This window comes from Embleya sp. NPDC056575, from assembly GCF_042793325.1.
GTDB lineage: Bacteria > Actinomycetota > Actinomycetes > Streptomycetales > Streptomycetaceae > Embleya.
On record NZ_JBHTVA010000021.1, the window covers coordinates 19,092 to 45,900 of the forward strand.

Sequence of the window (26,809 nt, forward strand, 5' to 3'; positions counted from 1 at the left end):
TCGGTGAGCCTTCCCTCGTGGCACCGTGCGCGGAATCCGTTCCGGACGCCGTCGGGCGCGCTGTGGGCCGTCGTGCTCGTCTGGGCGGCGACCCGGGCGGTGTTGCTGCTGACGGCGATGGAAGTGGTGCCCAATCCCTGGCCGTTCGTCACCGGTGACGCGCGGGCGATCTACCGCGAGTGGTTCCACGTGTTGCGCTCGGGGACCTTTCCGGTGGACGACGTGCGCTGGCAGTACCCGCCGGGCGCGGCCGGGGTGTTGCTGCTGCCCGGGCTGCTGCCGTTCGACTACGCGACATCGGTGTACCTGCTGATGCTCGTCGCCGACGCGGCGGTGGTGTGGCTGCTGGCCCGGGGCATCCCGCGCGGGGTCCCGCCGTACGGTGCGGCGTTGTGGGTGGTGGCGGTGCCGCTGCTCGGGCCGATAGTCCTGGCCCGGTACGACCTCGCGGTGACCGCGCCCACGGTGGCGGCGCTGGTCCTGATCACGGGCCGGCGCACCGACCGACACCGGCTCGCGGGGCTGTCGGCGGGCTTCGCGACGGCGATAAAGTTGTGGCCGGCGCTGATCTTCGTGGGGCTGCGCGGGCGACGCGGACCGGCCCGGGTGTACGCGTGGACCCTGCTCGGCGCCGCCGTGGTGGTGCTCGGCTTCGCCGCCGCGCTGCCGGGGGCCTTCGCTTTCCTGGGATACCAGCGCGAACGCGGCATCGAGGTGGAGTCGGTGTTCGCCGTGCCGTTCCACCTCGCCTCCTGGTGCGGATGGAGCGGGCAGGTCCGGGAGAGCTACGGATCCCTCGAATTCCACGGCCCGTACATCACCGCGGTGGGCCGACTCAGCCTGCTCACCAGCGTGCTCGGCTTCGGCTGGCTGCTGCTGTGGCGGGTGCGGGCCCGCCGGTTCACCGCGGCCACGGCGCCCGACGCGGCGCTGTGCGCGATGTTGATCTTCGTGACCACGAGCCGGGTGATCAGCCCGCAGTATCTGGTGTGGCTGATCGGCCTGGCGGCGGTGTGCCTGCTGCGGCCGGACACCACCCAGCGCCCGGTGGCCCTACTGCTGTTGTGCGCGATGCCGTTGACCACCCTGGAATTCCCGATCTGGTTCGGCGAACTCCTCCGCAGCGAACCGGCCGCGGTCCTGGCCCTGACCGCCCGCAACACCCTGCTGGTGACGGCGACGGCGTGGTCGGCCCGGCGTCTGTGGCAGGCGAGCCGTGTCGTCGACGCACCGACCCCGACAGCACCGACGAAGCAACCTTCGCCCCCGACGGACCCGCACCGCCCCGTGGCGAGGTCCACCGTGTAGGCACGCCACGCCCCTTCGCCACCGTCACAGGCCCCCGACGCACCGGCGGGACGGTTGCTCGTGACCGTCGTTCGTATACCGCCCGGCCCCCGAGCGGCCGCGCCGCTACCCCTTGCCGTGCAGGCGTTCCCAGTCTCTTGCCGAGGCGATGCGTTCGGGGGCGGAGGGGTGGGAGGCGAAGAGGAATTGCAGGATCGGGTTCGGGGTGACGTTGGAGCGGTTGGTCACGGCCAGGTTGTGCTGCATGCGGATGAACGCCTCCGGGTCGCGGGTCAGGTCGAGGGCGTGCACGTCCGCCCGGGCCTCCAGCCGCCGGCTGATCAGCATCTCGCCGGGGCCGGCCAGCGTGCCGATCACCGCGACCGCCGCGAGCAGCAGGGCGAGCGAGCGCGGGTCGCCCGCGGAGTCCGCGCCGGCCCGACGCAGCAGCGGCGTCCAGGACATCAGCAGGCCGAGCCCGCAGACGCCGGCGGCCATCGCGGCGGCGCCGATCAGCGTGCCGTGCAGCACGTCGTTGCGCTTGGCGTGGCCCAGTTCGTGTGCCGCGATCAGCTCCACCTCGCGCGGATCCGCGTCGCGCACGGTGGTGTCGTACACCGCGATCCGCCGGGTCGAGCCGAACCCGGACACGTACGCGTTGAGCGCGGTGGTCCGCCGCGACGCGTCGGCGACCAGCACGTCCTGTACGGGCACCCCGTCCCGCTCGGCCAGTTGCAAGAGCGAGGTGCGCAGCGGCCCGTCGGGCATCGAGTGGAACTTGTTGAAGGCCGGTTCGACCAGGAGCGGGTACAGGAACGAGATCGCCACCACGAGCAGCGCGCCGCCGCCGGCCGCGATCAGCCAGCCGGCCCGGGGCAGCGCCCGGATCAGCGCGTACAGCGCCAGTCCCACCACCAACAGCAGCCCGGTGGACATCGCGAAGCCCTTGCCCAGATCGGCCCACCAACTCCCCCAGCTCTGCACCGACAGCCCATAGCGCCGCCGGACCACCTCCAGGCGGGCCGCGAACGGCAGCGTGGCCAGCCGGCCGATCAGCGCGAGCACCAGCCCGCCGAGCAGGATCCGCCAGGCCCAGCCTCCACCCAGGGGCCGGGCGACCGCCTCGATGATCCGCGCCCCCGCCGGGGTGAGCCCGAGCACGAGGGACACCACCAGGGACAGCGCCATGGACAGGTAGGCGGGCGGGCGCGCGGCCCGGGCCAGCGCCTGTCCGCGAGCGATCTCGGCGGCGGTGAAGTCCCGGGCCGCGTCCGGGTGGGTGAACCCGCCCGGCGGCTCCGGCAGCGGGCGCCACGGCGTGGTCACCGCGACCGCCACGAGCAGCACCACACCCGTGCAGATCAGGCAGATCAGCAACAACCTCTGGACCGACATGCCCGCCGTGCCCCCGTCATTCGGCCTGCGTCCGCAGGTAGTCGAGCCAGGTCTTGGTGAACGCGTCGGGGCCGGTGCCCAGGACGGACACCATCGCCGACGACAGGGCCGACGCCGCGTCGGGCGCGCCGACCCCGGGCGGCCGCTCGGCGCCGACCGTACGGTACAGCTCGACCAGCTTGGGCCGGCCCCACCGCTCCGCGATCAGTTTGCAGGCCAGCCATCCCATCTCGTACGCCTGGGGCAGGTCCTCCTGCGTGGTCTCGAAGGTCGTGTCGGCGGGCAGCTGTACGGGCACCTTGCCCGCCTTGACGTCGCGGCGCAGTTCGGGCGCGGCGGTGCGCATCGTCTGCGCCGACTCCAGGTAGCCGACGTAGTCCGCGAACCCCTCGGACAGCCAGGTCGGCGTCCACGCCCGGGTGAACGCGCGGCTCGCCACGTGGGTGATCTCGTGCGTCATCACCACCCGGCGCTCCAGATCGCCCAGCTCGCGGAAGGCGTCCGGGTTGACGATCACCCGGTCGGCGGCGGCCGCGTCGGCCGCCGCGCCGCGCTCGCCGGTGGTGACCGCGGCGATCCTGGCGTACTTGCTCGGTTCGGCGCCGAGCAGTCGGGCCATCTCCGCCTGGGTGCCGGGCACCACCACCACCGCCCGCCCGGGCCAGGACTCGCCCCACACCGCGCTCACCTGCGGCACGGCCTTGTCGGTGGTGTCGGCGAACTCGCGCAGCGCGGCGCGGGTGCCGATGCCCAGCACGATGCTGTGCGCGCCCTGGACCACGGTGACCGGGCCCAGGTCCCACACCTGGGCGGGGGTACGCATCCCGATCGCGGCGCCGTCGCCGTCGGCGGCGAGGTACCAGGTCCCGCCCCGCAGTACGAAGGTCAGGAACTGCGGCACCCGCACCGGCGCCACGTCGTGTCCGGTGATCCGGTAGAGCAGGTCCACCTGGGCGGTGAACACGGGCCCACCGAGCGTGTTCCTGCGCGTGGCGGAGAGGTCGAACGCGTCGGGCGTGACGATCTCGTACTCCCACGCGGCGAACGGCACCTCGGCGATGTTGTCGAAGACGCCCATCTGGTTCTGCCGAAACGTCGGGTTCTGCGGGTCGAGGGTGGACGAGAGCGCCTCGCGGTCCCGGGTGAGGAACGCGTTCGCGCGCCGTTCCAGGAGGGCGCCGATCGCTATCCGGCGGGCGTTCGCGTGTTGCTCGCCGTCGCCGCTCGCCCCGGGGCCGGCGGAACGGCCGGCGTGCACGCCGGGAGGGGTGTGGGTCACCGTGTCGGCGACGAATCGGGTCACCCCGAGCACGGCACCGAGTTGGGCGAGCGCGCACACAACGACCAGAACGGGCAGCAGGCTGCGGATCCGGCGCGCGGCCCGATTCGGGTCATCCACCGCTCGATCGTAACGTGGGCCCGCGTGCTCCCCACTCGGAACGGTGACCGGGGCTGCGGCGAACGGGTGTCGCCGACCCGCCCCGGAGCGGTCCCGCCGCCCGGTTCAGCCCCGGCGGTCGGCCGGGCGCCGAACGCCCGGCGGCTCGCCGCCGTCGCGCACCGATCCGCTCGGCGCCGCGAACATCCCCTCCGCCGCGAACAGGCGCAGCGCGGTCAGCGTCTCCTCGTCCAACTCGATGTAGTCGGGCCGGCCGGCGGGCTCGGGGGGCGACCCGGGGTCGGTGGGATCGCCGGAACCACCGAGGTCGCCGAAGTCACCGAAAGAAGCGGTATTCGATAATTCGGGCGATATGTCGATACCGATGACGCGGGCGCCGATCAGGGCCGGCCCGATCGAAGCCGGGATCGCGCAGCCGGCGGCGCCGGCGCGCCCTCGGCCGCGGTGTGTACGACAGGCGATGCGCATGTGACTCCTCCCCCTCGTCGACCTTCCTCGTCAACGGTAGGGAGCGCTACCGACACGCGGTGCGGTCAGCCGCGGGTGAGCCTGCGCAGCAACATCGTCGAGGGCACCGGGCGGGCACCCGCCTTGCGCACGCCCTCGGCCACCTCGCGGTCCGTGGAGACCACCACGACCGGCCGGCCCGGCGGCTCGGCCCGGACCAGCCGGCGGATCAGCTCGTCGGCCGTCTCGCCCGGCTTGCTGAACATCACCCGCACCCCGCGCGCGGGGGCGAGCAGCACCGGCGCGTCCAGCTGTGCGCCGTCGAACACGCAGGTCACCTCGCAACCGGTCTGCGCGGCGAGCCCGGTCAGCCCGCCGACCAGCCGGTCGCGCTGCTTGTTCAGCGCGAGCGTGGGATAGCCGGTCTTGGTCACGTTGTAGCCGTCGATCACCAGGTGCGCCTGCGGCAGCGCGAGCAACTGGTCGAGCAGGGCCGGGTCGTCGCCCTCCAGCGCGCGCTGCGCGATGTCCTTTATCCCGGACGCGCCCGGCACGACCGCGTCCACCATGTCGGCCGGCCTGATCCCGACCGGGGGCAGCGCCAGCTCGCGACGCAGGCCCTGGGCCGCCTCCAGGACGGTGTCCAGGAGCAGCCGGACCCGGGTGTCCTCCATGCTGCGTCCCTCGCGGGCCGCCCGGCGGCTGGCCTCCAGGGCCGATTCGACCTCGGCGACCCGGCCGCGCAGCCGGCGCGCCTCCTTCTCCGCGGCGGCGATCGCGGCCTGCGCCTCGACCCGCACCGCGTCCAGCTCGGAGCGGGCCCGGCGGGCCTCCTTCTCCTCGTGCTTGGCGCTGCCCTGCAGGCCGCGCACCTGGCGGCGCAGGTGGTCGGCCTCCTTGCGGGCCGTCTCCAGCTCGGTGCGCAGTCGTTCGTGCTCGGTCTTCGAGGCCGCGCGCAGTACACCGACCTCGTGCTCCAGGCGGGACAACGTCTCGGCGGCCTCGGCCTCGGCGCGGTCGGCGGCGGCCTCCTTGGCCGCGTCGCCGGCGGTCTCGATCAGCCGGACCCAGCCGCGCGGGCGCAGCAGGTAGGCGGCCGCGGCCACGTCGAGCGGGTCGGCCGCGGCGGGCACCTTGCCCGCTTCGAGCGCCTCGGAGATCTCCGGCAGGCCCTTGCGGAAGCGCTCCGCTATGCGCTGGCGGAACACCGGATCGTTCTCCAGCGCGGCGGCCAGCGGCGTCGCGGCGAACTTGGCCCGGCGCTGGTGGGTGAACCGGGCGAACCGGCGCAGCGGCCCCGGGACCTCGTCGGCGGTCATCGTGCCGAGCGCGTCGGCGGCCACCGAGATCACCCGGACCCGGACCGCCTCCGGCAACGGCCCGGTCAACGCCTCGGGCTCGACGACCGGCGCCTCGGACGCGGCCCGCTCCGCCTCGGGCTCGACGGCCCCGGCGAACTCCTCGGACCCCGCAGATCCCGCGGACCGTAGCGACCCCGTCGCGGAGTCGACGAGCCCGTTGGGCCCGGCCCGCCGCCCCGGTTCGACGGGCTCCGCGTCCGTCGCGGCATCGGTCGCGGCATCCGTGGCCGCCGCGGTCCCGGACTGCGCGTCGAGGTCGGGCTCGGCGTCCGGCACCGCCTCGGCGGCGTCGGCGGCGTGCGCAGGCGTGACCTCGTCCGCGCGGGTATCCGGTCCGCTCACTGCTCCTCCGGTCCTTCCCGTTCCCTCGAGGCCCCTCCCCGCGTCACCGTTGCCGGGACGCCGACGCCTTGATCATGGCGTGTTCCGCACCGCCGGCGGTCGCGCCGGGCCGCCCCGATGCCGAAACGATGCACAGTCCCATTGTCCCCGGACGGTCTCGGCGATCAGGTCGCGTCGGGGCGCGCCACCAGTTCGACGGAATCGGTCGCGTTGCACCAGCGGCAGCGCACCGACTCGATCTCGTCCGAGACGATCTCGCGCTCCTCGACCCGGGGGGCGCCCGCCAGGTCGAGGTGGGTGAACTCCACGACCTTGGTGGTCCGCGTCACGTCGAACCGGGTCAGGTTGCCGCACAGCGTGCAACGCCACCGGGTGTCCTCGGTGGGGGCCTGGATCGACATGCGTGTTCCTTTCCTGGTTCGGTCCGCGAAGCCTTACCCGTTCACCGTCGGCCGCGTACACCCCATGATGCCGGGCTGCGAGAGGTACCTGGGCGCGGCCGTGTCGGGCCGGAAACGTACCGTCCGGTACATGAGCAGCACCGCGCACCGGGATTGCCGGTCACGAGGTTCGGCGGGTCAGGGCTTGCCGGCGGCCGACCCGCCGCGGCGTTCCCGCCCGCCGGACAGTATCGCCCCGGGCCACGAGTTGCGAACCATGCCCGGATCCCGAGCGATTCGTGACGAGGTGGAGCGACAGGTGTTCACGGTCGTCGATCTGGAGACCACGGGCCTGGATCCGCAGGAGGCCCGGATCACCGAGATCGCCGCCGTCCGGGTGCGTGGAGCGGACCGCCTGGGCGAGTTCGCGACCCTGGTCGCGCCCGGGGTGCCGATCCCGGAGTTCATCACCGACCTGACCGGGATATCCGACGATCTGGTGGCCGACGCGCCCCCGCTGCGTCTGGTGCTGCCGGCGTTCACCCACTTCGCCGAGGACGCGATCCTGGTCGCCCACAACGCCCCCTTCGACGTGGGCTTTCTGCGTACCGCGAGCATCGCGTGCGACCACGCCTGGCCCGACTTCCGGGTCGTCGACACCCTCGCCCTGGCCCGTGCGCTGCTGCCCGCCGGGACACTGCCGAACCTGCGATTGGGCACCCTGGCGCGCTACTTCGAGGCGCCCACCGACCCGACCCACCGAGCGTTGGCCGACGCACGCGCGACGGCACACGTGCTACGCGCGTTCATCGACCGGATGCACGCGAGCGGGCGCCACGAACTGGCCGACCTCCTGGCCCTGGGCCGCCCCCCGGCACCGGGCGTCCGCGAGCGCCAAACCACTCCGATCGGGTGACCCGTGACCCGGCTTCGAGTACACATGGTCGCGCCGGCGATCCCGCACCGACGGGCGCGCCGACTAAGCTCGGGCATCTTGTCGTCGACAGCCGGAGGACTACCCCGTGATCACCGCGATCGTGCAGGTCAAGACGCGTGTGGACCAGACCCCGGAAATCGCGGAGGCGATCGCCGCGATCGAGGGCGTGAGCGAGGTCTACTCGGTGACCGGTGAATTCGACCTGATCGCCATGGTGCGCGTACGCGCCCACGACGACCTGGCCGACGTCATCCCCGGCCGCCTCAACAAGGTCCCGGGAGTAGAGGCCACCACCACCCACATCGCCTTCCGCACCTACTCCCAACACGACCTGGAAGCAGCCTTCGCCATCGGCCTCGAATAACCAACCCCAACCGCCCCCCACCCCCGACCCGGCACCTCTCAGCCCGTCCGGCGTTTGAGGACTCCCGGGCCGGAGGCCGGCCCAGAACGCGACCCAGCCCCAATCAGCCCGTCCGGCGTTTGAGGACGCCCCACCCCGTCCAAGGCCCAGGCACGCGACCCCCGCCCGCCCACACCTCCGTCACGCCGCAGGCAACACGCGCGGGTCCGAATCAGGAACGCACCGGCCTCCATCCACCGTGTAGCTCCACCGCGCCCCCCGCTCCACCACTTCCCGAACCGCCGCCGCGAAGCGGTCCAGGTGCTCGACGGGCGTCCCCACACCGAAGCTGACCCGGATCGCGTTGAGGTTCTGCTGCCCCTCCGGCGCGTCCGGCGACCCACACTCGGTCGGCTGATCGGCCCGCCCGCCCAACAGGTGCCGCACCAGCGGGTGCGCGCAGAACAGCCCGTCGCGCACCCCGATCCCGTACTCCGCCGACAACACCGCCGCGAACCGCGAGCTGTTCCACCCCTCGACCACGAACGAGAGCACGCCCACCCGCGCCGACTCGGGCCCGAACAGCTCCAGCGTCCGCACCTGGGGAATCTCCGCCAACCGCGCCCGCAACCGCGCCAACAGCGCCTCCTCGCGCGCGACCAGCGCCGCCGGCCCCGCCTCGGTGATCGCCCGGCACGCGGACGCCAACGCGTAGGCGCCGATCACGTTCGGCGACCCCGCCTCGTGCCGGGCCGCGCCGCTCTGCCACTCGACGTGGTCGCGCGAGACCGCCTTGCTCGCCCCGCCGCCCGCCAGGTACGGCTCCGCCGCGTCCAGCCAGTCCCCGCGCCCCGCCAACACCCCCGAGCCGAACGGCGCGTACAGCTTGTGCGCCGACAGCGCGACCCAGTCCACGTCCAGGTCCGCGACCGACACCGGGTGGTGCGGCGCCAGTTGCGCCGCGTCCAGCACGATCCGCGCCCCGAACCGGTGCGCCACCTCGGCCAGTTCCGCCACCGGGAACAGCTCGCCGGTCACGTTCGAGGCGCCGGTCACGCACACCAGCCGAGGCCCGTCACCGGAGCCTTCGAGCGCGGCCTCCAGCGCCGCGACCGCCTGCGCCGGCGAGGACGGCGCCGCCAACTGGGTCACCCCGGCATGCCGACGCCACGGCAGCAGCGCCGCGTGGTGCTCGGTCTCGAACACGAACACCCGCGTGCCGCGCGGCAGTACCGAGGCGAGCAGGTTCAGCGAGTCGGTGGTGCCCCGGGTGAACAGCAGCGTGTCGTCACCCCGCAGCCCGAGGAACTCCGCGACCGTGGCCCGGCTCTGCTCGTACAGCTCGGTGGACAACTGCGACAGGTAGCCGGCGCCGCGGTGCACGCTGCCGTAGTACGGCAGATAGCCGGCCACGTCGTCCCACACCCGCTGCAGACACGGCGCGCTGGCCCCGTAGTCGAGCGCCGCGTACTCCACCTCACCCCCGGTGACCAGCGGAACGAGCACATCCCGCCCGACCACGGGCAACGGGGCGGCAATGGCGACATCGGCGTCGAAGGCAACGGAGGCGGCGGAAGCGGCGGAGGCGGCGGAAGCGGTACCGGCGGTCATGGCAAATCTCCTCGGCAGACGAGAACCGACCCCACGCGATGTCGAGAAGTCGACATCAAAACAGCGCGGAGTGATCCCCGGATGAAATGTGGTCTCGGAAAAGCGACGCGCGACGACTCAGCGCGTACGGAATGGGCCGATCAGCCCGTTTCGAGAAAGAGATTTCACGCCATCACATGCTCCCCAGGTACAGGACCCGGTTCGCATGGGGCAATTGCCTACCGCCACACCAGGGGTCCGCGCTTGCCGGGACGCCTGACGACGCCCGACCGTGTCATCACCCGGGGCACCCCACCGCGGAGCGAGGGTTGCCGGACAGCAAGCCGGGGCTTTCCACTGTCACTCGTGACCTGCGCAGAATTATTACCGCAGGAATCGCCGCGCGCAACGACCACCCCACCGGTTCCACATACTGGACACCCGCCCCCGCGCCCGGACGGAGCCGAACGCGACGACGCCGGGCGGGCCGACCTCGGCCCACCCGGCGCACACATCCGCCTCCGGCTACCCCCGGGCGAACGACCGCGTCACGCCCACCCATCGATCGAGCGCCGCCTGCGCCGCCCCCGAGTCGATCGCCTCCGCCGCCCGCTCGATCCCGGCCGCCAACTGCTGCGTCAACGATCCGTCTCCCGGGCCGAGCGCGGCCAGCGCCGCCGCCGAGTTCAACAACACCGCGTCGCGCACCGCGCCCTTCTCCCCCGCGAGCAGCTTCCGGGCCACCCCCGCGTTGAACATCGCGTCGCCGCCGCGCAGCGTCTCGATCCCGTTCAACGCGATGCCCAGGTCGCGCGGATCCACCCGGTCCTCGCGCACGTCGCCGTCCCGCACGATCCACACCTGGGACGTGGTGGTCACGGTCAACTCGTCCAACCCGTCGTCACCGCGAAAGACCAGGGCGGTGGCCCCACGATCGGCCAGCACACCGGCCACGATCGGCGCCATCCGCAGATCCGCGACCCCGATCGCGTGATGCCGGACCCGCGCCGGATTGGTCAGCGGACCCAGGAAGTTGAACGTGGTCGGCACCCCCAGCTCGCGCCGCGCCTGCGCGGCGTGCCGCAGCGACGGGTGGAAACGCTGCGCGAAGCACAGCGTGATGCCCGCCTCCCCGGCCGTCCGGGCCACCTGCTCCGGGGTCAGATCCAGCACCACGCCGAGCGCTTCGAGCACGTCGGCCGCGCCGCTGGCGGACGACGCCGCCCGGTTGCCGTGCTTGACCACGGTCTCGCCCGCGCCCGCGACCACGATCGCGGACATGGTCGAGATGTTCACCGTGCGGGCGAGGTCGCCGCCCGTGCCGACGATGTCCACCGTGCGACCGGGCACCTCGATGGTCGACGCGTGCTCGTACATCGCCCGCACCAGACCCGAGACCTCGTCCACGGTCTCGCCCTTGGCCCGCAGCGCGATCACGAACCCGGCCACCTGCACCGGCGTGGCCTCACCCGTCATGATGTGGTCCATGGCCCACGCCGTGGCATCCGCCGGCAGGTCGTCACCCCGCATGAGCGAGGCCAGGATGTCGCGCCAGGAACGGGCCGCCGGATTGCCGCCGCTCTGGTACGTGGAGGCCGAGGCGCCCATGGTCCGCTCCCGCAGTGTCATCGGATGAGTCGGCGCCAGCGTACCGACCGGGGCCGGCGACACCCGACGGTTATCCGCGATGCGGTCAGGCCGGCTGACGTCCCGCGATCCGCCCGCGGATCAGGTCGGCCGCCGCCGAGGCGAGCGTGCGCGGGTCCAGCGGATGCGCGACCACCGCGTCGGCCCGGCACCAGGTGGCCAGCCACGCGTCCTGCGGGCGACCGACCAGGGTGAGTACGGGCGGGCAGTTGTAGATCTCGTCCTTGAGCTGACGGCACACACCCATGCCGCCGGCGGGGGCGGTCTCCCCGTCCAGGATCACGAGGTCCACGCCGCCCTTGTCCATCGCCGCGATCACGGCGGGCTCGGTGGCGCACTCCAGGTATTCCACGAACGGCACGTCGACGGCGGGCCTGCGCCCGAGCGCGAGGGTGACCTTCCGACGGGTGTTGCGGTCGTCGCTGTACACAAGGACGGTCATGGTCTCGCCGCGCGTCATGTCCACCTGCCTGAGTCCGGGTACGGGACGACAACTTGGATCCGCCCCGGATGTTAGCGCTTTTCCCCGCCGGAATGTGGGGCTCGTCACGCCCCGATCCCGGCCCGACCGCCCGGGTCCGCCCGACTCACCCGCGCGCCAGCACCTCGTAGCCCTCGGCGTCCCCGCCCAACCGCTGCGCCAGCCCCGCCATCCGGGTGCGCTCGCGGGCCGGTTCGAGGCCGGTGAGCACCTGCTGCCGCGCGATCCGCACCCGCAGCGGCCGCTCGTCGGCCGCCACGACCGTGACCGCCCACTCGTCCGCCGCCAGGATCCGGGTCGCCTCCGCGACCGCGTCGTGGTCCGGCAGGGTCACCAGGTGCCGCATCACGAACGGACCGGTCTCCACCGCCACTCCGGCCGCCCGCATCTCCGCGACCACCGCCGAGTCGGCACGCGCCGGATCGAAGCAGGAGCCGACCACGACCAGCGTGCCGTCGTCGACGAGCACGGGCACCGGCTCGGCACGCCGCCTGCGGAGGAACCGTTCGAGGATCATGCCGCGACGCTACTCGGCCGCGCCCGCCGGCCTCGGCTCGGCCCCGGGGGGCACCCGGACGGCCGAATCGCCGTCCTCCGTTCGGGCAGAGTCACCCGCACGAGTGCTCTTCGCGACGGATTTTCCGGCGCCCCCGGCGCTCCCGACGGCCTCGGCACCGTCGCCGCCCGCCGCCGCCTCGCGCGCCAACCGCTCCTCCCGGGCCTTGCGCCCGGCCTCGATCAGTTCGAGTCGATCGAGCCGCCGATCCTCGCGCACCGCCTCGCGCTCGGACGCCTTGGCCCACTGCACGAACAACACGAGGAAGACGAGCAGCCCGATGATGTCGCCGCTGCCCCACAGGATCCCGCCGGCGGTGCCCTGATCGGACAGCGGACTCGCGCCCCAATCGCGACCGAGGTCGTTGTACCAGTCACCGGCCAGCACGGTGGACGAACTCATGATCGCGATGCCCAGCCAGGCGTGGAACGGCAACGTCGCGAAGACCGCGAGCAACCGCATCGGATGGCTCGCGCGCGGCATCGGGTCGAGCCCGAGCAGTGGCCAGAACCACATACAGCCGATGATCACGAAGTGCACGTGATTCATGTCGTGCATGAAGGTGTTCCGCAGCGTCAGCTCGTACCAGGGCGTGAAGTACAGCGCGAACGGATTGAGCACGAAGACGAAACCGGCGAAGGCCGGGAAGGTGACCACCTTCGAGAATCTGCTGTGCAGGAGGGCGTTGAGCCGATTACGCCACTTGGTCGGCAGGGTGCGCAGCGCGAGGGTGATCGGCGCGCCCAGCGCCAGGAAGATCGGCGTGATCATCGCCAGCACCATGTGCTGCACCATGTGCACGCTCAGCAACACGGTGTCGTAGGCGGCCAGCGCCGACTCGGTCGCGATCAGGAACGTGCCGAGACCCAACCCCAGGAACGAGAAGGTGCGCCACCGCGACCACGCGTCCCCGCGAGCCCTGAGCTTGTGCACCCCGTACAGATAGAGCCCGCCGAACAACATCGCGACCAGGATCGGGATCGGCTCGAACACCCACCCGGTCAGGAGCCGAATGGGGGTCAGTTCGGGCGGGACGTTCCCGGGGGTCGCGTGTGCCAGGAACATCCCGGCATCGCCTGCAGAGCCACTCACGGAACCAGAGCCTAACCCCGACACGTTCAACGAGGGTTACCCCCCGAAGTGTGGGCAGATCCGGCGACCGCAATAATGGCCGCCGTGGCGACAGCAACTTCACTAGAAACCGGGCCCCCCTCACACGGGACACACGGGACACTCAACCGTCCCAACTTGGTCAGCATCGGCACGATCGTCTGGTTGGCGTCGGAGCTGATGTTCTTCGCGGCCTTGTTCGCGATGTATTTCACGATCCGGTCGGTCACCGGCTCGGACGCCTGGCGCGAGCATGCCAGTGAGCTGAACATCCCGTTCTCGACGGGCAACACGACGATCCTCGTGTTGTCCTCGCTCACCTGTCAGCTCGGCGTCTTCGCGGCCGAACGCGGTGACGTCAAGAAGCTCCGCATGTGGTTCATCATCACCTTCATCATGGGCGCCGTCTTCGTCGGCGGTCAGGTGATGGAGTACACGGAGCTGGTCAAGGAGGGCACGACTCTTTCGTCGTCGGCTTACGGTTCGGTCTTCTACCTGACCACCGGCTTCCACGGCATGCACGTGACGGGCGGTCTGATCGCCTTCCTGTTGGTCCTCGGACGCACCTACGCGGCCCGACGGTTCACGCACGAGCAGGCCACGGCCGCAATCGTCGTCTCGTACTACTGGCACTTCGTCGACGTGGTCTGGATCGGTCTGTTCTTCACGATCTACGTCATCAGGTAGACGTCCCGACACTCACTACGCAGACGACATTGGACCGGGGTTATCCGTGAAAAAGCTCTCCGCGCGGCGACGCCACCCCTTGGCGGCGATCGTCGTACTCATTTTTGCGCTCGCGGCCACGGGGGGGCTGTACGCCGCGTTCGCGCCCGCCAAGAAGGCGGAGGCCGACGACTCTGCCTCCATCGCGGTCGAAGCGGGCAAGAAGCTCTACCTGAGCGGATGTTCGACCTGCCACGGGCTCGACGCCCAAGGCTCCTCGGACGGCCCCTCCCTGATCGGCGTCGGCGCGGCCGCCGTCGACTTCCAGGTGTCGACCGGCCGGATGCCCCTCCAGCAGCCCGGTGCCCAGGCACCGCGCAAGCCCGAGGTCTACACCCCGGCGCAGATCGAACAGCTCTCCGCGTACGTGGCCTCCCTCGGCGTCGGCCCCAAGATCCCGACGCCGGACATGTACGCGCCCAACGGCGACATCGTCAACGGCGCCGAGCTGTTCCGCACGAACTGCTCGCAGTGCCACAACTTCTCCGGCGAGGGCGGCGCCCTGACCCAGGGCAAGTTCGCGCCGCCGCTGAAGAACGTGGACCCGAAGCACATCTACGAGGCCATGCTCACCGGCCCGCAGAACATGCCTTCGTTCCCGGACAGCACGATGCCCGAGCAGCAGAAGAAGGACATCGTCACCTACGTGCGTGAGACGACGCACAAGGAGCCGAACCCCGGCGGTCTCGGTCTCGGCCGCCTCGGCCCGGTCTCCGAGGGCCTCTTCGGCTGGATCATCGCGCTCGGCCTGCTGATCGGCTGTGCGATCTGGATTGCCGCCCGGACCCCCAAGGCCAGGACCAAATGAGTAGCCAGGACAAATCCGAAGTGCCCGAAGAGCACCTGCCCGAGGTTCCCGCCTCGGCACATGTTCCGGCGGAAAGCGACCCGTTCGCCGACCCCGGCCTGCCGGCCCACGAGCCGCGCCGCACCGACATCGACGAGAAGGCGGCCAATCGCGCCGAGCGTCAGGTCGCGTTCCTCTTCGTGATCTCGATGCTGGCCACGATCGGCTTCATCTGGTCGTACGTCGGCATCGACAAAGACCGCATCATCGACATCTTCTTCTTCGGGAAGATCGGCGCCCAGAACGCCGCCCTCGGCGGCACCCTCGGCATCGCGCTGTTCTGCATCGGCGCCGGCGCGATCCACTGGGCGCGCACGCTGATGACGGACGAGGAGATCGTCCAGGAGCGCCACGAGTTCACCTCGGACCCGGAGACCCGCGAGTACGCGATCCGCGAGTTCACCCAGGGCGCCTCCGACTCGGTGATCGGCCGTCGGCCGCTGATCCGGCGCACGATGATCGGCGCGATGGCCCTGGTGCCGCTGTCCGGCGTGGTGCTGCTGCGCGACCTCGGCCCGATGCCCGGCACCAAGCTCCGGCACACCGAGTGGAAGCCGGGCAAGGAGCTGATCAACGAGGCGACCGGCCTGCCGATCAAGCCGGACGACATCGTCAAGGGCTCGCTCACCATGGCGCTGCCCGATGGTCTGGTCGAGAAGTACGGCCCGGCCGGCCAGAAGGAGGAGCTCTCGCACGGCTGGCTGGAGAAGGCGGGCATGTCCGCGGTCCTGCTGGTCCGGTTGGAGCCGAAGGACATCAAGTCCAAGAAGGAACTGGCCTGGGGCTACGAGGGCATCGTGGCGTACTCGAAGATCTGCACCCACGTGGGTTGCCCGATCGGCCTGTACGAGCAGCAGACGCACCACCTGCTGTGCCCGTGCCACCAGTCCACCTTCGACCTGGCGGACGACGGCAAGGTCGTGTTCGGCCCGGCCGCTCGCTCGCTGCCGCAGTTGAAGATCCATGTGAACGAGGCGGGTAACCTCGCCGCGTCGCAGGACTTCGCCGAACCGGTCGGCGCGAGCTTCTGGGAGCGTGGCTGATGTCGAGCGAACAACCCAAGGGCGGGGCCAACAAGAGCACCCCGATCCCGGACAACGCGGCCGTTCGCGCGGCCGACGCGCTGGACAGCCGGCTGGGCATCTACGGTGCGGCGAAGAAGAACCTGCGCAAGGTCTTTCCGGACCACTGGTCCTTCATGCTCGGTGAAGTGGCGCTGTACAGCTTCATCGTGCTGCTGCTGACCGGCGTGTTCCTCACGCTGTTCTTCAAGCCGAGCATGCAGGAGGTCGTCTACGACGGCTCCTACGTGCCGCTGCAGGGCATCCACATGTCGCAGGCGTACGCCTCGACGCTGGACATCAGCTTCGACATCCGCGGTGGTCTGGCGATGCGTCAGATCCACCACTGGGCGGCGCTGATCTTCGTGTCGTCGCTGTTCGTGCACATGTTCCGGATCTTCTTCACCGGGGCGTTCCGCAAGCCGCGCGAAATAAACTGGCTGTTCGGCTTCCTGCTGCTCGTGCTGGCCATGGTCAACGGCTTCACCGGCTACTCGCTGCCCGACGACCTGCTCTCCGGTACCGGTCTGCGCATCGCCGAGGGCGTCGTCCTGGCGATCCCGCTGGTCGGCACCTACGTGCAGTTCTTCCTGTTCGGCGGGGAGTTCCCGGGCGAGGACATCGTCCCGCGCCTGTTCACCATCCACGTGCTGCTGATCCCGGCGATCATGGTCGGTCTGGTGACCGTCCACCTGATCCTGGTCTTCTACCAGAAGCACACCCAGTTCCCCGGCCCGGGCAAGACCGAGAAGAACGTCGTGGGCCTGCCGCTGCTGCCGGTCTACGCGGCCAAGGCCGGTGGCTTCTTCTTCATCGTGTTCGGCATCACCGCCGCGCTCGGCGGCCTGGTGCAGATCAACCCGATCTGGTCCTACGGTCCATACAACCCCGGACAGATCACGGCGGGCTCCCAGCCCGACTGGTACATCGGATTCCTCGAGGGATCCCTGCGCCTGATGCCGAACTGGGAGTGGAACATCTGGGGCCACACGTTCAGCTTCAACGTGCTGATCCCGTCCCTGATCCTGCCCGGTGTGCTGTTCACGTTCATGGCGATGTACCCGTGGATCGAGGGCTGGATCACCGGCGACAAGCGTGAGCACCACCTGCTGGACCGCCCGCGCAACATGCCGGTGCGCACCGGTCTGGGTGTCGCCTGGATCACCTGCTACGGCGTGTTGTGGGTCTGCGGTGGCAACGACATCATCGCGACGCACTTCCACATGTCGATCAACGCGATCACCTGGATCGGCCGGGTCGCCTTCTTCGTCGCCCCGGTGCTGGCCTACCTGGCCACGGTGCGGATCTGCAAGGGTCTGCAGCGCCGGGACCGGGACAAGGTCCTGCACGGTCGCGAGACCGGTGTGATCAAGAAGCTCCCGCACGGCGAGTTCATCGAGATCCACGAACCGCTGGACCCGGCGATGCGGCACACCCTGACCGCGCACGAGCAGCCGAAGCCGTACGCGTTGGAAGCGGCCGAGGACGAGAACGGCGTGGCCCGCAAGGTCAAGCGTTCGGACAAGCTGCGGTCGCGGATGTCGCACTGGTACTTCGCCGAGCCGATCGAGAAGCCGACGGCGGAGGAGTACAAGGAGCTGACCAGCGGACACGGTCACCACTGACGCGACCGGGGCCGGGCTGCTGACGCCACATCGGCACGACCCGTAGGACGCGCAGGAACGACGAAGGGCCCCACCGGGGATCATCCGGTGGGGCCTTCGTCGTTCGCCCCCCAGCCGGCCGTACAGGGCCGTTCCCGGCCGCCCCTCGGGCCGACGCGGCCCCGGAGGTCACGGTTGGCGGCACAGGCACCGACATCGGCCTCACAGCGGCCGGGTCGTGCCCGCTCCCGCGACGCTCCTGGCCAGCCAGTCCGGCCAGTCCAGGTTCCACTCGCCGTAGCCGTTGCCGATCGGCTCCATCGCCTTGGGATCGCCCGTGTTCACCACGGTGACCACGTCGCCGATCTTGACCTGGTCGTAGAACCACTTGGCGTTGTCGGTGCTCATCCCCACACAGCCGTGGCTCACGTTGGCGCTGCCCTGCGAGCCCACCGACCACGGCGCGGCGTGTACGAACTCGCCGCTCCAGGTCACCCGGGTGGCCCACTCCACGTCGAGCCGGTAGCCGTCGGCGCTGTCCGCCGAGATGCCGACCGTGGTGCCGTCCATCAGCACGTGCGGCGCCTTGCCGAGCACGACCTTGGTACCGGAGCGGGTGGTGAAGCCGGGCTTGCCCGTGGTCACCGGCACGGTCTTGAGGTCGGTGCCGTTGCGCTCGACCGTCATCGTGTGCGCCCCGGAGTCCACCGTGGCGATCACCGAGTCGCCGACGTCGAACCCGACCCGCCCGCCGGGACCGCCGTACACGCCGTGCCCGAAGTCGACGCCGAGCAGGCTGGTGAGCACCGCCACCTTCGTGCCGACCGGCCAGTACGCCCTGGGCCGATAGCGCACCGTCTTGTCGTCCACCCAGCCCCAGGCGCCCTCGACCGGCGCGGAGGTGGACACCTCCAGGTGCCGCTCCACCTCGGCGCGCTGCGCGGGATCGGTGACCGGCCCGTGGAACGTGACGGTGATCGGCATGCCCACGCCCACCGTCGAATCGGCGTCCGGCGCCACCGTGTCCACCGTCAACTCGGCGTCCCGGGCGATCGTGGTGAAGTCCTCGGTACGCGTCGTGGTGTGCCCGAAGGCGTCCACCGCGGACGCGGTGAGCGTGTATTTGGTGGCGTAGCCCAGCGGCTCGGAGTTGGACCAGGTCGCGTCGCCGGGCGCGTTGCCTCCGGGCACCACCTTGCCGTCGGGGCCGACCAGGTTCACCGCGTACAACCGGCCGTCGCGCACGCTGACCACGATCGGCCGGCCCGGCTGCGCGGGACGGTCCGGCCGCACGTCCACGGCCACCTGGGCGACGCCCGCGTCGGGGCGGGGCTTGTCGGCGTCGCGATGCTTGTCCCAGGTCCCGCAGCCGGCGACGAACACCAGGGGCAGCGCCGACACGAGGGCCGCGCAGAGCCACCGGGGGCGGACAGCTCCATTCCGCATCATGCAAGACCTCCAGCCATGCGGGGCGAGCGCGGAGCACGCGCGGTTGCCGCATCGAGAGTGGCCGGGATGATCCCGATTCATTCGGATAAACAGACAAACCGCCCGATCGCATGATTCCGACCACCGGTCGGATCGCGCGATCGGGCGGTTCGCCCTATCGTGTCGGGCCCGATCACGGGCCCGGTCCGCTGTTCTCGTCTTGCTCGGGTCTCGCGCCCTACGCGGCCGGAGCGGCGGGAGCCGCCGTCGAACCGGCGCCGCCGAGCGCGCTGCCCTTGACCCAGGTCGCCCAGTCCACGTTCCAGCCGCCGAGCCCGTTGCCGGCCTTGACGGTCTTGTCGGTGCTGTTCACGACCTCCACCGGGTCACCCTGGTCGACCAGGTCGAAGAAGGTCTTCGCGTTGGAGGCGCTGAGCCCGATGCAGCCGTGGCTGTCGTTCTGCCGCCCGAACTTGCCCTCGTTCCACGGCGCGCCGTGCGCGTACGTCCCGGACGCGGTCAGGTGCACCGCGTGCCGCACGTTCTTCATGTTGTAGGCGTCGCCGAGACCGACCGTCTCGGAGTCCATCGTGATGCCGTCGACCTTGTCGAGCACGACCATCGTGCCGCCCCAGGTCGGGTAGTTGGGCCCGCCGGCCGAGATCGGCAGGTCCTGTACCTCGGCGCCGTCCTTCTTCACCGACATGTGCTTGGACTTCAGGTCCGCGGTCGCCACCAGCGAGCGGCCGATGGTGAACTTGATGTCCTTGGTCTGCTTGCCGTAGACGCCCGGCGCCGCCTTGGCGCCGGTCAGGTTGGCCTTGAGGTTGACCTTCGTACCGCTCGCCCAGTACTTCTCCGGGCGGTAGTCGATCCGGTCGTTGCCGTCGAGGTCCTTGAGCCAGGACCACGAGCCCTGCACCGCGGGCTCGCTGACCACCTTGAGGTTGCGCTCGATCGCGGCCTTGTCCTTGATCGGCGCGTTGAACTTCAGCGAGATGATGGCGCCGACGCCCCAGGTGCTGTCGGGGTCGACGTTGAAGTCGGCCACGAAGGTGTCGTCGGCGGACTTGGTGTTGAACTTGCTCTGCGCGGTGACCTCGGCGCCGTCCGCGTTGGCGGCCTTGGCGGCCACCGTGTAGGCCCCGGCGTTGGCCAGCGGCGCGGTCGGCTTCCAGCCGATGCCGTCGGGGCTGATCTGCCCGTCCACGGTCTTGCCCTTGGCGTCGGTCACCACCACCGACGTGAGCTTGCCCCCGGTCGCGTCGACCTTGAGGACACCGTCGGTCTCCACACTCTTGGTGCCGTCGGCGGGAGTGATCGCGATGGTCGCCGGACCGGCCGCGACCTTCTTGTTCGTACCGCCCCCCGTGCCGCCGGAAGTACCTCCGGAGCCGCCGGGTTCGGTCTTGCCGCCGTCGGACGAGCAGCCTGCGATGAATATGAGCGGCGCCACCATGAGTCCCGCGAAGAGGCGTATGCCGCCGCCCGCTGCCCCCGTGCGCGATGCTCCGTGTATCCGGGGCACGCGTGTTCCTCCCTCGTCCTGGTACTCCCTTGCGCCCATTTGACGCATCGACCCCCCGTCGAGGTTGCTACAACCGGCGAACAGTCACACATCGGTGACATTCGAGGGTGTGGGAGTCCCTTGTAGATATCACACAAGGCCGACCACCCTTTCGGATGATCGGCCTTGTGGCGAAACCGTATTGCGTTGGTTGCGAACCGGTGGCCCGCGGCGGCGGTCCTAGTAGCGCTGGTCGGCGCCCCGGTAGAACTCGAAGACCCAGCCGAAGACGCCGATCGCGACGATCGGCGCGGCGAACATCGCCAGCCACCAACCGAAGATGACGCCCAGGAACAGCAGCGCCGAACCGAACGCGAGCATGAGCGGCTGCCAGCTGTGCGGGGCGAAGAAGCCCAACTCGCCGGCGTCGTCGGCGATCTCGCCCTCTTCGTTGTCCTGCGCGAGCAGGTCCATCCGCCGCGCGGTGAAGATCAGGTAGAACCCGATCATCAGCGCGAGGCCGAAGGTCAGCGACAACGCGGTGGTACCGGTCGGGTCCTCGGAGAGCACCCAGTAGACGATCGTCACGGGCAGCAGGAACACGGCCAGGACGGCGAACAGGACACCGTTGAACTTCACTTCTCGGCTCCCTTCGCCAGCTCGGGCGATGCCTCGGAACGCTCGTCGGTGAGGTACTCCAGCGCGGCGATCTCCGGGTGGTGGAGGTCGAACGCGGGCGCCTCGGAACGGATCCGCGGGATGCTCGTGAAGTTGTGCCGCGGCGGCGGGCAGGAGGTCGCCCACTCCAGCGAACGGCCGTAGCCCCACGGGTCGTCCACGGTGATCTTCTTGCCGTACTTGTGCGTCTTCCAGATGTTGTAGAAGAACGGCAGGATCGACAGGCCCAGCAGGAACGAGCCCAGGGTCGAGATCGTGTTCAGCGTGGTGAAGCCTTCCGAGTCCAGGTAGTCCGCGTACCGACGGGCCATGCCCTCGGCACCCAGCCAGTGCTGCACCAGGAACGTGGTGTGGAAGCCGATGAACAGCGTCCAGAAGGTGATCTTGCCCAGCCGCTCGTCGAGCATCTTGCCGGTGAACTTGGGCCACCAGAAGTGGAAGCCCGCGAACATCGCGAACACCACGGTGCCGAACACCACGTAGTGGAAGTGCGCCACCACGAAGTAGGTGTCGGAGACGTGGAAGTCCAGCGGCGGCGAGGCGAGGATGACGCCGGTGAGGCCACCGAAGGCGAAGGTGACCAGGAAGCCGACGGTCCACAACATCGGTGTCTCGAAGGACAACGAGCCGCGCCACATGGTGCCGATCCAGTTGAAGAACTTCACGCCGGTCGGTACGGCGATGAGGAACGTCATGAAGGAGAAGAACGGCAGCATGACCGCGCCGGTCGGGAACATGTGGTGCGCCCACACGGTGACCGACAGGCCCGCGATCGAGATCGTCGCGGCGATCAGGCTCTTGTAACCGAACATCGGCTTGCGCGCGAAGACCGGGATGATCTCCGAGACGATGCCGAAGAACGGCAGCGCGATGATGTACACCTCGGGATGGCCGAAGAACCAGAAGAGGTGCTGCCACAGGATCGGTCCGCCGTTGGCCGGATCGAAGACGTGTGTGCCGAACTTGCGGTCCGCCTCCAGCGCGAACAGCGCGGCGGCCAGCACCGGGAACGCCATCAGGACCAGGACCGAGGTCAGCAGGACGTTCCAGCAGAAGATCGACATGCGGAACATCGTCAGACCGGGCGCGCGCATGCAGATGATCGTGGTGATGAAGTTGACGGCACCGAGGATGGTGCCGAAGCCCGACATCGCCAGACCCATGATCCACATGTCGCCGCCGATGCCCGGCGAACGCACCGCGTCCGACAGCGGCGCGTACGCGAACCACCCGAAGTCGGCGGCACCCTGCGGGGTGATGAAGCCGGCCACCGCGATGATCGAGCCGAACAGGTACAGCCAGTAGGCGAACATGTTCAGGCGCGGGAACGCCACGTCGGGGGCGCCGATCTGCAGCGGCATGATCCAGTTCGTGAAGCCGGCGAACAGCGGCGTCGCGAACATCAGCAGCATGATCGTGCCGTGCATCGTGAACGACTGGTTGAACTGCTCGTTCGACATGAACTGCGTGCCGGGGCGGGCCAGCTCCGCGCGCATGAGCAGCGCGAGCACACCACCGATGCAGAAGAAGACGAAGGAGGTGATCAGGTACATCGACCCGATCGTCTTGTGGTCAGTGGTCGTCATCCACTTGACGACGATGTTCCCGGGCTGCTTCCGGCGGATCGGGGGCGGCCCGTCCGGGGCCACGGTCTGTGGCTCACTGAGGATTGTCACTCGTCACTTCTTCCCGTGCGCGTCAACGGGGGCCGGCTCGTTGATCTTGCTGCGCAGCTCGCCGGTCTGGCCCTTCGCGGCCAGCTCCTTGAGGTGCTGGACGTAGTCGGCCTTGTCCACGATCTTCACGTCGAAGAGCATGCGCGAGTGGTCCACACCGCACAGTTCGGCGCACTTGCCGCCGTAGGTGCCCTTCTTGGTCGGAACGACCTCGAACTTGTTCGTGCGGCCCGGGATGATGTCCTTCTTGTACAGGAAGTTCGGGACCCAGAACGAGTGGATGACGTCCGGCGACGTGAGATCGAACCGGATCGACTCCTTGACGGGCAGGTAGAGCGTCGGCTTCTTGCCGGGCGTGCCCTGCTCGTAGACGTCGACCGTGCCGTCGGCGGGGTCGCCCTTGTAGTTGAAGGACCAGCTCCACTGCACACCGACCACGTTGATCACGTTGTCGGGGTTCTTGGAGAGTTCTTCGAGCTTGGTCTCGTCACGCGCGGTGAAGTAGAAGAAGACCGCGATCATGATGCCGGGGATGACCGTGTACAAAACCTCGATGGGGAGGTTGTATCGCGTCTGCGGCGGGATCTCGATCTTGGTGCGCGACCGGCGGTGGAACGCGACGCTCCACAGGATGAGCCCCCACACCACGGCCCCGACGATCAGCGCTGCAATCCAGGCGCCCTGCCAGAGCGACAGGACTCGCGGACCCTGCTCGGTGACAGGGTTGGGCAGGCCGAGTCTCGGCAGGTCCTTGGAATCGACGGAGCAGCCGGTGGCGGTCGCGGTGACGAGGCCCAGAGCCAGCAGCTGCGGCACCCTGCGCCGCATCCAGCGCCGCGGCGAGCGGTCGGAGCCGTAGGGACTCACGTAGCGCCTTCCCGAATGTCTCGCCCGCGCGCGAGTCGGGGTGGGGAACTTTTCTTCCCTGGCGACCCGTTGCGCGGACAGGTATGGATGTTTCTGCGGGCCAAACCCTACTCCAGCCCTATTCGGGTCGCGCGCGGAGGTCTGGTGTGGCGGGCCGGGTTGATGTGACGGTGCGTCCGTTCGGGCGAACGGCCCGAACGCGTCCGGGATTCGGATATTGGCTACGGTCCGACCCATGGCGTATTTCGACGCGGCCTCCACCGAACCACTGCACCCGGCCGCGAAAGCGGCGTTCCTGAGCACGCTCGACGAGGGCTGGGGCGACCCCGCACGCGGTTATCACGACGGTCGACGGGCGCGGATGCTGCTCGACGCCGCGCGGGAGACCGTGGCGTCCGTGCTCGGCACCCGACCCGATGAAGTGTCATTCACCACATCCGGGACACAGGCGGTCCAGTTGGGCATGCTCGGCGTGCTCGCCGGACGCCGCCGGGTGGGTGCCCATCTGGTGCTCGGCGCGGTCGAACACTCCTCTGTACTGCACACCGCGGACAGCCACGCGGCCCGTTCCGAGCAGCGCGGAACGACCGCGGAAATCACCCGGACGGGGGTGGACCGTACGGGCCGCCTGGACGTGTCGGCATTCGCGTCGGCGCTTCGTTCGGACACCGCGCTCGCGTGTGTGCAGAGCGCCAACCACGAGGTGGGCACGGTACAGCCGATCGCCGAGGTGGTGACGGCGTGTCGGGCGGCGGGCGTGCCGCTGCTCGTGGACGCCGCGCAGTCGGTGGGCCGGATGCCGGTCCCGGACGGGTGGTCGGTGTTGACCGCGAGCGCGCACAAGTGGGGCGGCCCGGCCGGGGTCGGCCTGCTCGTGGTGCGCAAGGGCACCCGCTACGTGTCGGCGCTGCCCTACGACGAGCGCGAGGCGCGGCGCGTGCCCGGCTTCGAGAACGTGCCGGCGATCGTGGCGGCCGCGGTCGCGCTGGGCGCGGCGAGCACCGAGTCGGCCGAGGAGGACGCGCGCCTGTCCGGGCTGATCGACCGGATCCGGGCCCGGGTCCGCGAGACGGTGCCCGACGTCGAGGTGGTCGGCGACCCGGTCGAGCGACTCCCGCACATCGTCACGTTCTCCTGCCTGTACGTCGACGGCGAGGCGCTGCTGGCCGAGTTGGACCGGGCGGGGTTCGCGGTGTCCTCGGGGTCCTCGTGCACGTCCTCGACGCTGACGCCCAGTCATGTCCTGGAGGCGATGGGCGTGCTGTCCCAGGGCAACATCCGCGTCTCGCTGCCGCGCGGCACGGCCGAGGCCGAGGTGGACCGTTTCCTGGCGCTGCTTCCGGGCCTGGTCGCCCGGCTGCGCACGGTGGTCGCGCGGCCGGCGGCGGCGCCGGCCGCGGTCGGCGCCGAGGAGGGTGTGGTGGTCGACGCGCTGGGCCGGCGCTGTCCGATCCCGGTGATCGAACTGGCCAAGCGCATCCTCGACGTCGAGGAGGGCGCGGCCGTGACCGTGCTCTCCGACGACGAGGCGTCGGCGCTGGACATCCCGGCCTGGTGCGAGATGACCGGCCACGAGTTCGTCCGCGCCGAACCCCGCGAGCGCGGCAGCGCGTACGTGGTCCGGCGCCGTTCCTGATCCGCGCCGCGACGACTTCGGGCGCCGGTCGGACCGAAGCGGTCCGGCCGGCGCCCGAGGGGTGTCCTCACGTCAGAGCGGCAGGTGCTCCGCGACCTCGGCCGCGGCCACGTCGCCGTACGCCCCGGCGAGCCGGGCCAGGAACGGCCCGCGGCGCAGCGAGTATTCCTGGGTGCCCACCGTCTCGATGACCAGGGTGGCCAGCATGTTGCCCACCTGCGCCGCGCGCTCCAGGGACAGGCCCCACGAGATGGCGGACAGGAAGCCGGCGCGGAACGCGTCGCCGACGCCCGTCGGGTCGACCTTGGCCTCCTCGGCCGGGCAGGTCACCACGATCGGTTCCGCGTCGGCCTGCTCCACCCGGGCGCCACCGGGGCCGAGGGTGGTCACCCGTACGCCGACCTTCTTCAGGATGTCCGCCTCGGACCACCCCGTCTTCTGCACGATCAGCGCGCTCTCGTACTCGTTGGTGAGCAGGTACGCGGCGCCCTCGATGAGCCGGCGGATGTCCTCCCCGTCCATCCGCGCCAACTGCTGCGAGGGGTCGGCCGCGAACGGGTAGCCGCGCTCGCGGCACTCGTCGCTGTGGCGCAACATCGCCTCGGGGTCGTTGGCGCCGATCACGACCAGGTCCAGGCCGCCGACCCGATCGGCCACCGGCCGCAGTTCGATCTCCCGCGCCTCGCTCATCGCCCCCGTATAGAAGGAGGCGATCTGGTTGTGCTCCTCGTCGGTGGTGCACACGAACCGGGCGGTGTGGTGGGTCTGCGAGATGTGCACCGACTCGGTGTCCACCTGGTGTCGATCCAACCACGAACGGTAGTCGACGAAGTCCGCGCCGGCGGCGCCGACCAGGATCGGCGACAACCCCAGGCAGCCCATGCCGAAGCAGATGTTCGGCGCCACTCCGCCGCGTCGGATGTCCAACCTGTCGACGAGGAAGGAAAGCGAGACCACGTGCAACTTGTCCGAGACGAGCTGGTCGGCGAAGCGACCCGGGAACGTCATCAGGTGATCGGTGGCGATCGATCCGGTCACGGCAATACGCATGGCACGTCTCTCCTGTGGAGTACGGCGAGCAACGGTGCGAACGAGGGAGGGGGGTGGGGGAAACCCGCACACACTAACCCACCTCGCTCGGGTGACCTTCGCAAACTACCCATCGGTAGATCGTGCCGTCACGCTCTGTGCGAATTAGGCTGGAAATCCCCCGGTGATCAGTCAAGTCGAGGAGTCAGGGAATGTCCCCGATGCCCGTGATGCCCGTGATGCCGTCCCAGGCCGAGCCCGAGACGCTCGACGACCTGCGCGGCGACTGCCGTCACATCGACGCCTCGTGGACCACGCCCGGCCCGGAGCGCACTCCGGCCAAGGCGGCACCCGCCGGCTCGCACGCCCCCGCCACCGACGTGCCCGCGCACGGCGCGACCCTCGTGGCGGGCATGTCCGAGTACGGCGACTGACCGTCCCGGGTCGCCCCGCCGCGGGAACCGCCCCGGCGGCG

25 protein-coding genes and 1 riboswitch are annotated in these 26,809 nt (G+C 70.2%); of the genes, 9 read left to right on the top strand and 16 right to left on the bottom strand.

What is annotated here, in order from left to right:
• The first annotated feature begins 3 nt into the window (after nt 1–3).
• Nucleotides 4–1,308: a glycosyltransferase 87 family protein gene (locus ACFRCG_RS18360; RefSeq protein WP_380032685.1), complete on the top strand. Its 1,305-nt coding sequence runs from the start codon at nt 4–6 to the stop codon at nt 1,306–1,308.
• 105 nt (nt 1,309–1,413) lie between these two features.
• On the opposite strand, the gene ACFRCG_RS18365 is transcribed toward ACFRCG_RS18360, so the two are convergent.
• From ACFRCG_RS18365 to ACFRCG_RS18385, 5 genes are all read right to left on the bottom strand, one after another.
• The gene (locus ACFRCG_RS18365; RefSeq protein WP_380032687.1) at nt 1,414–2,682 is read right to left on the bottom strand and encodes a M48 family metallopeptidase; all 1,269 of its coding nucleotides are present in this window, start codon (nt 2,680–2,682) and stop codon (nt 1,414–1,416) included.
• A 16-nt stretch (nt 2,683–2,698) separates the two neighbouring features.
• Nucleotides 2,699–4,081 carry a hypothetical protein gene (locus tag ACFRCG_RS18370; RefSeq protein WP_380032689.1) on the bottom strand — a complete coding sequence of 461 codons (1,383 nt, stop codon included), beginning with the start codon at nt 4,079–4,081 and terminating at the stop codon, nt 2,699–2,701.
• A 105-nt stretch (nt 4,082–4,186) separates the two neighbouring features.
• A complete protein-coding gene (locus ACFRCG_RS18375; protein WP_380032691.1) occupies nt 4,187–4,549 on the bottom strand; it encodes a hypothetical protein in 363 nt (120 codons plus the stop codon).
• Nucleotides 4,550–4,614: 65 nt separating this feature from the next.
• Nucleotides 4,615–6,231, bottom strand: a complete 1,617-nt coding sequence (locus ACFRCG_RS18380; RefSeq protein ID WP_380032693.1) for an NYN domain-containing protein — start codon at nt 6,229–6,231, stop codon at nt 4,615–4,617.
• 164 nt (nt 6,232–6,395) lie between these two features.
• Nucleotides 6,396–6,632, bottom strand: a complete 237-nt coding sequence (locus ACFRCG_RS18385) for a hypothetical protein (RefSeq protein ID WP_380032695.1) — start codon at nt 6,630–6,632, stop codon at nt 6,396–6,398.
• 256 nt (nt 6,633–6,888) lie between these two features.
• Between ACFRCG_RS18385 and ACFRCG_RS18390 the strand changes: the two genes are divergently transcribed.
• Together ACFRCG_RS18390 and ACFRCG_RS18395 are read left to right on the top strand one after the other, a co-directional pair.
• Nucleotides 6,889–7,527: an exonuclease domain-containing protein gene (locus ACFRCG_RS18390; RefSeq protein ID WP_380032697.1), complete on the top strand. Its 639-nt coding sequence runs from the start codon at nt 6,889–6,891 to the stop codon at nt 7,525–7,527.
• A 106-nt stretch (nt 7,528–7,633) separates the two neighbouring features.
• Complete coding sequence (locus tag ACFRCG_RS18395) at nt 7,634–7,912, top strand: Lrp/AsnC ligand binding domain-containing protein (protein WP_078977541.1); 279 nt, start codon at nt 7,634–7,636, stop codon at nt 7,910–7,912.
• Nucleotides 7,913–8,092: 180 nt separating this feature from the next.
• On the opposite strand, the gene ACFRCG_RS18400 is transcribed toward ACFRCG_RS18395, so the two are convergent.
• From ACFRCG_RS18400 to ACFRCG_RS18420, 5 genes are all read right to left on the bottom strand, one after another.
• On the bottom strand, nt 8,093–9,502 hold the full coding sequence (locus ACFRCG_RS18400) for an aminotransferase class V-fold PLP-dependent enzyme (RefSeq protein WP_380032699.1): 1,410 nt from the start codon (nt 9,500–9,502) through the stop codon (nt 8,093–8,095).
• 234 nt (nt 9,503–9,736) lie between these two features.
• Nucleotides 9,737–9,853: riboswitch (SAM riboswitch) on the bottom strand.
• Between the two features lie 153 nt (nt 9,854–10,006).
• Nucleotides 10,007–11,089, bottom strand: a complete 1,083-nt coding sequence (trpD, locus tag ACFRCG_RS18405; protein ID WP_380032854.1) for an anthranilate phosphoribosyltransferase — start codon at nt 11,087–11,089, stop codon at nt 10,007–10,009.
• An 85-nt stretch (nt 11,090–11,174) separates the two neighbouring features.
• A complete protein-coding gene (locus ACFRCG_RS18410) occupies nt 11,175–11,588 on the bottom strand; it encodes a hypothetical protein (RefSeq protein ID WP_380032700.1) in 414 nt (137 codons plus the stop codon).
• A 127-nt stretch (nt 11,589–11,715) separates the two neighbouring features.
• Nucleotides 11,716–12,126 (bottom strand): hypothetical protein, encoded by a 411-nt coding sequence (locus tag ACFRCG_RS18415; protein WP_380032702.1) that lies wholly within the window; start codon nt 12,124–12,126, stop codon nt 11,716–11,718.
• 9 nt (nt 12,127–12,135) lie between these two features.
• On the bottom strand, nt 12,136–13,257 hold the full coding sequence (locus tag ACFRCG_RS18420; protein WP_380032703.1) for a cytochrome c oxidase assembly protein: 1,122 nt from the start codon (nt 13,255–13,257) through the stop codon (nt 12,136–12,138).
• A 75-nt stretch (nt 13,258–13,332) separates the two neighbouring features.
• On the opposite strand from ACFRCG_RS18420, the gene ACFRCG_RS18425 reads away from it, so the two are divergent.
• Genes ACFRCG_RS18425 through ACFRCG_RS18440 form a run of 4 tightly spaced genes read left to right on the top strand, consistent with a single transcriptional unit; the run spans nt 13,333 to nt 17,534 of the window.
• Complete coding sequence (locus ACFRCG_RS18425; RefSeq protein ID WP_126638353.1) at nt 13,333–13,962, top strand: heme-copper oxidase subunit III; 630 nt, start codon at nt 13,333–13,335, stop codon at nt 13,960–13,962.
• Nucleotides 13,963–14,008: 46 nt separating this feature from the next.
• Entirely contained in the window at nt 14,009–14,809 is an 801-nt protein-coding gene (locus ACFRCG_RS18430) for a c-type cytochrome (RefSeq protein ID WP_380032704.1), read from the top strand.
• On the top strand, nt 14,806–15,891 hold the full coding sequence (locus ACFRCG_RS18435) for a Rieske 2Fe-2S domain-containing protein (RefSeq protein ID WP_380032705.1): 1,086 nt from the start codon (nt 14,806–14,808) through the stop codon (nt 15,889–15,891). The genes ACFRCG_RS18430 and ACFRCG_RS18435 overlap by 4 nt, the downstream gene beginning before the upstream one ends.
• Nucleotides 15,891–17,534, top strand: a complete 1,644-nt coding sequence (locus ACFRCG_RS18440; protein ID WP_380032707.1) for a cytochrome bc complex cytochrome b subunit — start codon at nt 15,891–15,893, stop codon at nt 17,532–17,534. Before ACFRCG_RS18435 ends, ACFRCG_RS18440 begins: the two co-directional genes overlap by 1 nt.
• A gap of 201 nt (nt 17,535–17,735) precedes the next feature.
• On the opposite strand, the gene ACFRCG_RS18445 is transcribed toward ACFRCG_RS18440, so the two are convergent.
• From ACFRCG_RS18445 to coxB, 5 genes are all read right to left on the bottom strand, one after another.
• A complete protein-coding gene (locus ACFRCG_RS18445; RefSeq protein ID WP_380032709.1) occupies nt 17,736–18,962 on the bottom strand; it encodes an Ig-like domain-containing protein in 1,227 nt (408 codons plus the stop codon).
• A gap of 217 nt (nt 18,963–19,179) precedes the next feature.
• Entirely contained in the window at nt 19,180–20,469 is a 1,290-nt protein-coding gene (locus tag ACFRCG_RS18450; RefSeq protein ID WP_380032711.1) for an Ig-like domain-containing protein, read from the bottom strand.
• Nucleotides 20,470–20,688: 219 nt separating this feature from the next.
• A complete protein-coding gene (locus ACFRCG_RS18455; protein ID WP_380032713.1) occupies nt 20,689–21,087 on the bottom strand; it encodes a cytochrome c oxidase subunit 4 in 399 nt (132 codons plus the stop codon).
• Complete coding sequence (gene ctaD / locus ACFRCG_RS18460; RefSeq protein WP_380012550.1) at nt 21,084–22,802, bottom strand: cytochrome c oxidase subunit I; 1,719 nt, start codon at nt 22,800–22,802, stop codon at nt 21,084–21,086. The genes ACFRCG_RS18455 and ctaD overlap by 4 nt, the downstream gene beginning before the upstream one ends.
• A gap of 3 nt (nt 22,803–22,805) precedes the next feature.
• On the bottom strand, nt 22,806–23,669 hold the full coding sequence (gene coxB / locus ACFRCG_RS18465; protein ID WP_380012547.1) for a cytochrome c oxidase subunit II: 864 nt from the start codon (nt 23,667–23,669) through the stop codon (nt 22,806–22,808).
• A 235-nt stretch (nt 23,670–23,904) separates the two neighbouring features.
• Between coxB and ACFRCG_RS18470 the strand changes: the two genes are divergently transcribed.
• The gene (locus tag ACFRCG_RS18470) at nt 23,905–25,305 is read left to right on the top strand and encodes a cysteine desulfurase/sulfurtransferase TusA family protein (protein WP_380032715.1); all 1,401 of its coding nucleotides are present in this window, start codon (nt 23,905–23,907) and stop codon (nt 25,303–25,305) included.
• Nucleotides 25,306–25,377: 72 nt separating this feature from the next.
• Here ACFRCG_RS18470 and ACFRCG_RS18475 read toward each other — a convergent pair whose 3' ends face one another.
• Nucleotides 25,378–26,355 carry a carbohydrate kinase family protein gene (locus ACFRCG_RS18475; RefSeq protein ID WP_380032717.1) on the bottom strand — a complete coding sequence of 326 codons (978 nt, stop codon included), beginning with the start codon at nt 26,353–26,355 and terminating at the stop codon, nt 25,378–25,380.
• A 191-nt stretch (nt 26,356–26,546) separates the two neighbouring features.
• Between ACFRCG_RS18475 and ACFRCG_RS18480 the strand changes: the two genes are divergently transcribed.
• On the top strand, nt 26,547–26,768 hold the full coding sequence (locus ACFRCG_RS18480; RefSeq protein WP_126638362.1) for a hypothetical protein: 222 nt from the start codon (nt 26,547–26,549) through the stop codon (nt 26,766–26,768).
• Nucleotides 26,769–26,809 lie beyond the last annotated feature (41 nt).

Excerpts from the sequence above, each read along its gene's own strand:
- ACFRCG_RS18365 (WP_380032687.1), bottom strand. The coding sequence starts at position 2,682 with ATGTCGGTCCAGAGGTTGTTGCTGATCTGCCTGATCTGCACGGGTGTG.
- ACFRCG_RS18375 (WP_380032691.1), bottom strand. The coding sequence starts at position 4,549 with ATGCGCATCGCCTGTCGTACACACCGCGGCCGAGGGCGCGCCGGCGCC.
- ACFRCG_RS18385 (WP_380032695.1), bottom strand. The coding sequence starts at position 6,632 with ATGTCGATCCAGGCCCCCACCGAGGACACCCGGTGGCGTTGCACGCTG.
- ACFRCG_RS18390 (WP_380032697.1), top strand. The coding sequence starts at position 6,889 with ATGCCCGGATCCCGAGCGATTCGTGACGAGGTGGAGCGACAGGTGTTC.
- ACFRCG_RS18400 (WP_380032699.1), bottom strand. The coding sequence starts at position 9,502 with ATGACCGCCGGTACCGCTTCCGCCGCCTCCGCCGCTTCCGCCGCCTCC.
- trpD (WP_380032854.1), bottom strand. The coding sequence starts at position 11,089 with ATGGGCGCCTCGGCCTCCACGTACCAGAGCGGCGGCAATCCGGCGGCC.
- ACFRCG_RS18410 (WP_380032700.1), bottom strand. The coding sequence starts at position 11,588 with ATGACGCGCGGCGAGACCATGACCGTCCTTGTGTACAGCGACGACCGC.
- ACFRCG_RS18415 (WP_380032702.1), bottom strand. The coding sequence starts at position 12,126 with ATGATCCTCGAACGGTTCCTCCGCAGGCGGCGTGCCGAGCCGGTGCCC.
- ACFRCG_RS18425 (WP_126638353.1), top strand. The coding sequence starts at position 13,333 with ATGGCCGCCGTGGCGACAGCAACTTCACTAGAAACCGGGCCCCCCTCA.
- ACFRCG_RS18435 (WP_380032705.1), top strand. The coding sequence starts at position 14,806 with ATGAGTAGCCAGGACAAATCCGAAGTGCCCGAAGAGCACCTGCCCGAG.
- ACFRCG_RS18440 (WP_380032707.1), top strand. The coding sequence starts at position 15,891 with ATGTCGAGCGAACAACCCAAGGGCGGGGCCAACAAGAGCACCCCGATC.
- ACFRCG_RS18445 (WP_380032709.1), bottom strand. The coding sequence starts at position 18,962 with ATGATGCGGAATGGAGCTGTCCGCCCCCGGTGGCTCTGCGCGGCCCTC.
- ACFRCG_RS18470 (WP_380032715.1), top strand. The coding sequence starts at position 23,905 with ATGGCGTATTTCGACGCGGCCTCCACCGAACCACTGCACCCGGCCGCG.
- ACFRCG_RS18475 (WP_380032717.1), bottom strand. The coding sequence starts at position 26,355 with ATGCGTATTGCCGTGACCGGATCGATCGCCACCGATCACCTGATGACG.
- ACFRCG_RS18480 (WP_126638362.1), top strand. The coding sequence starts at position 26,547 with ATGTCCCCGATGCCCGTGATGCCCGTGATGCCGTCCCAGGCCGAGCCC.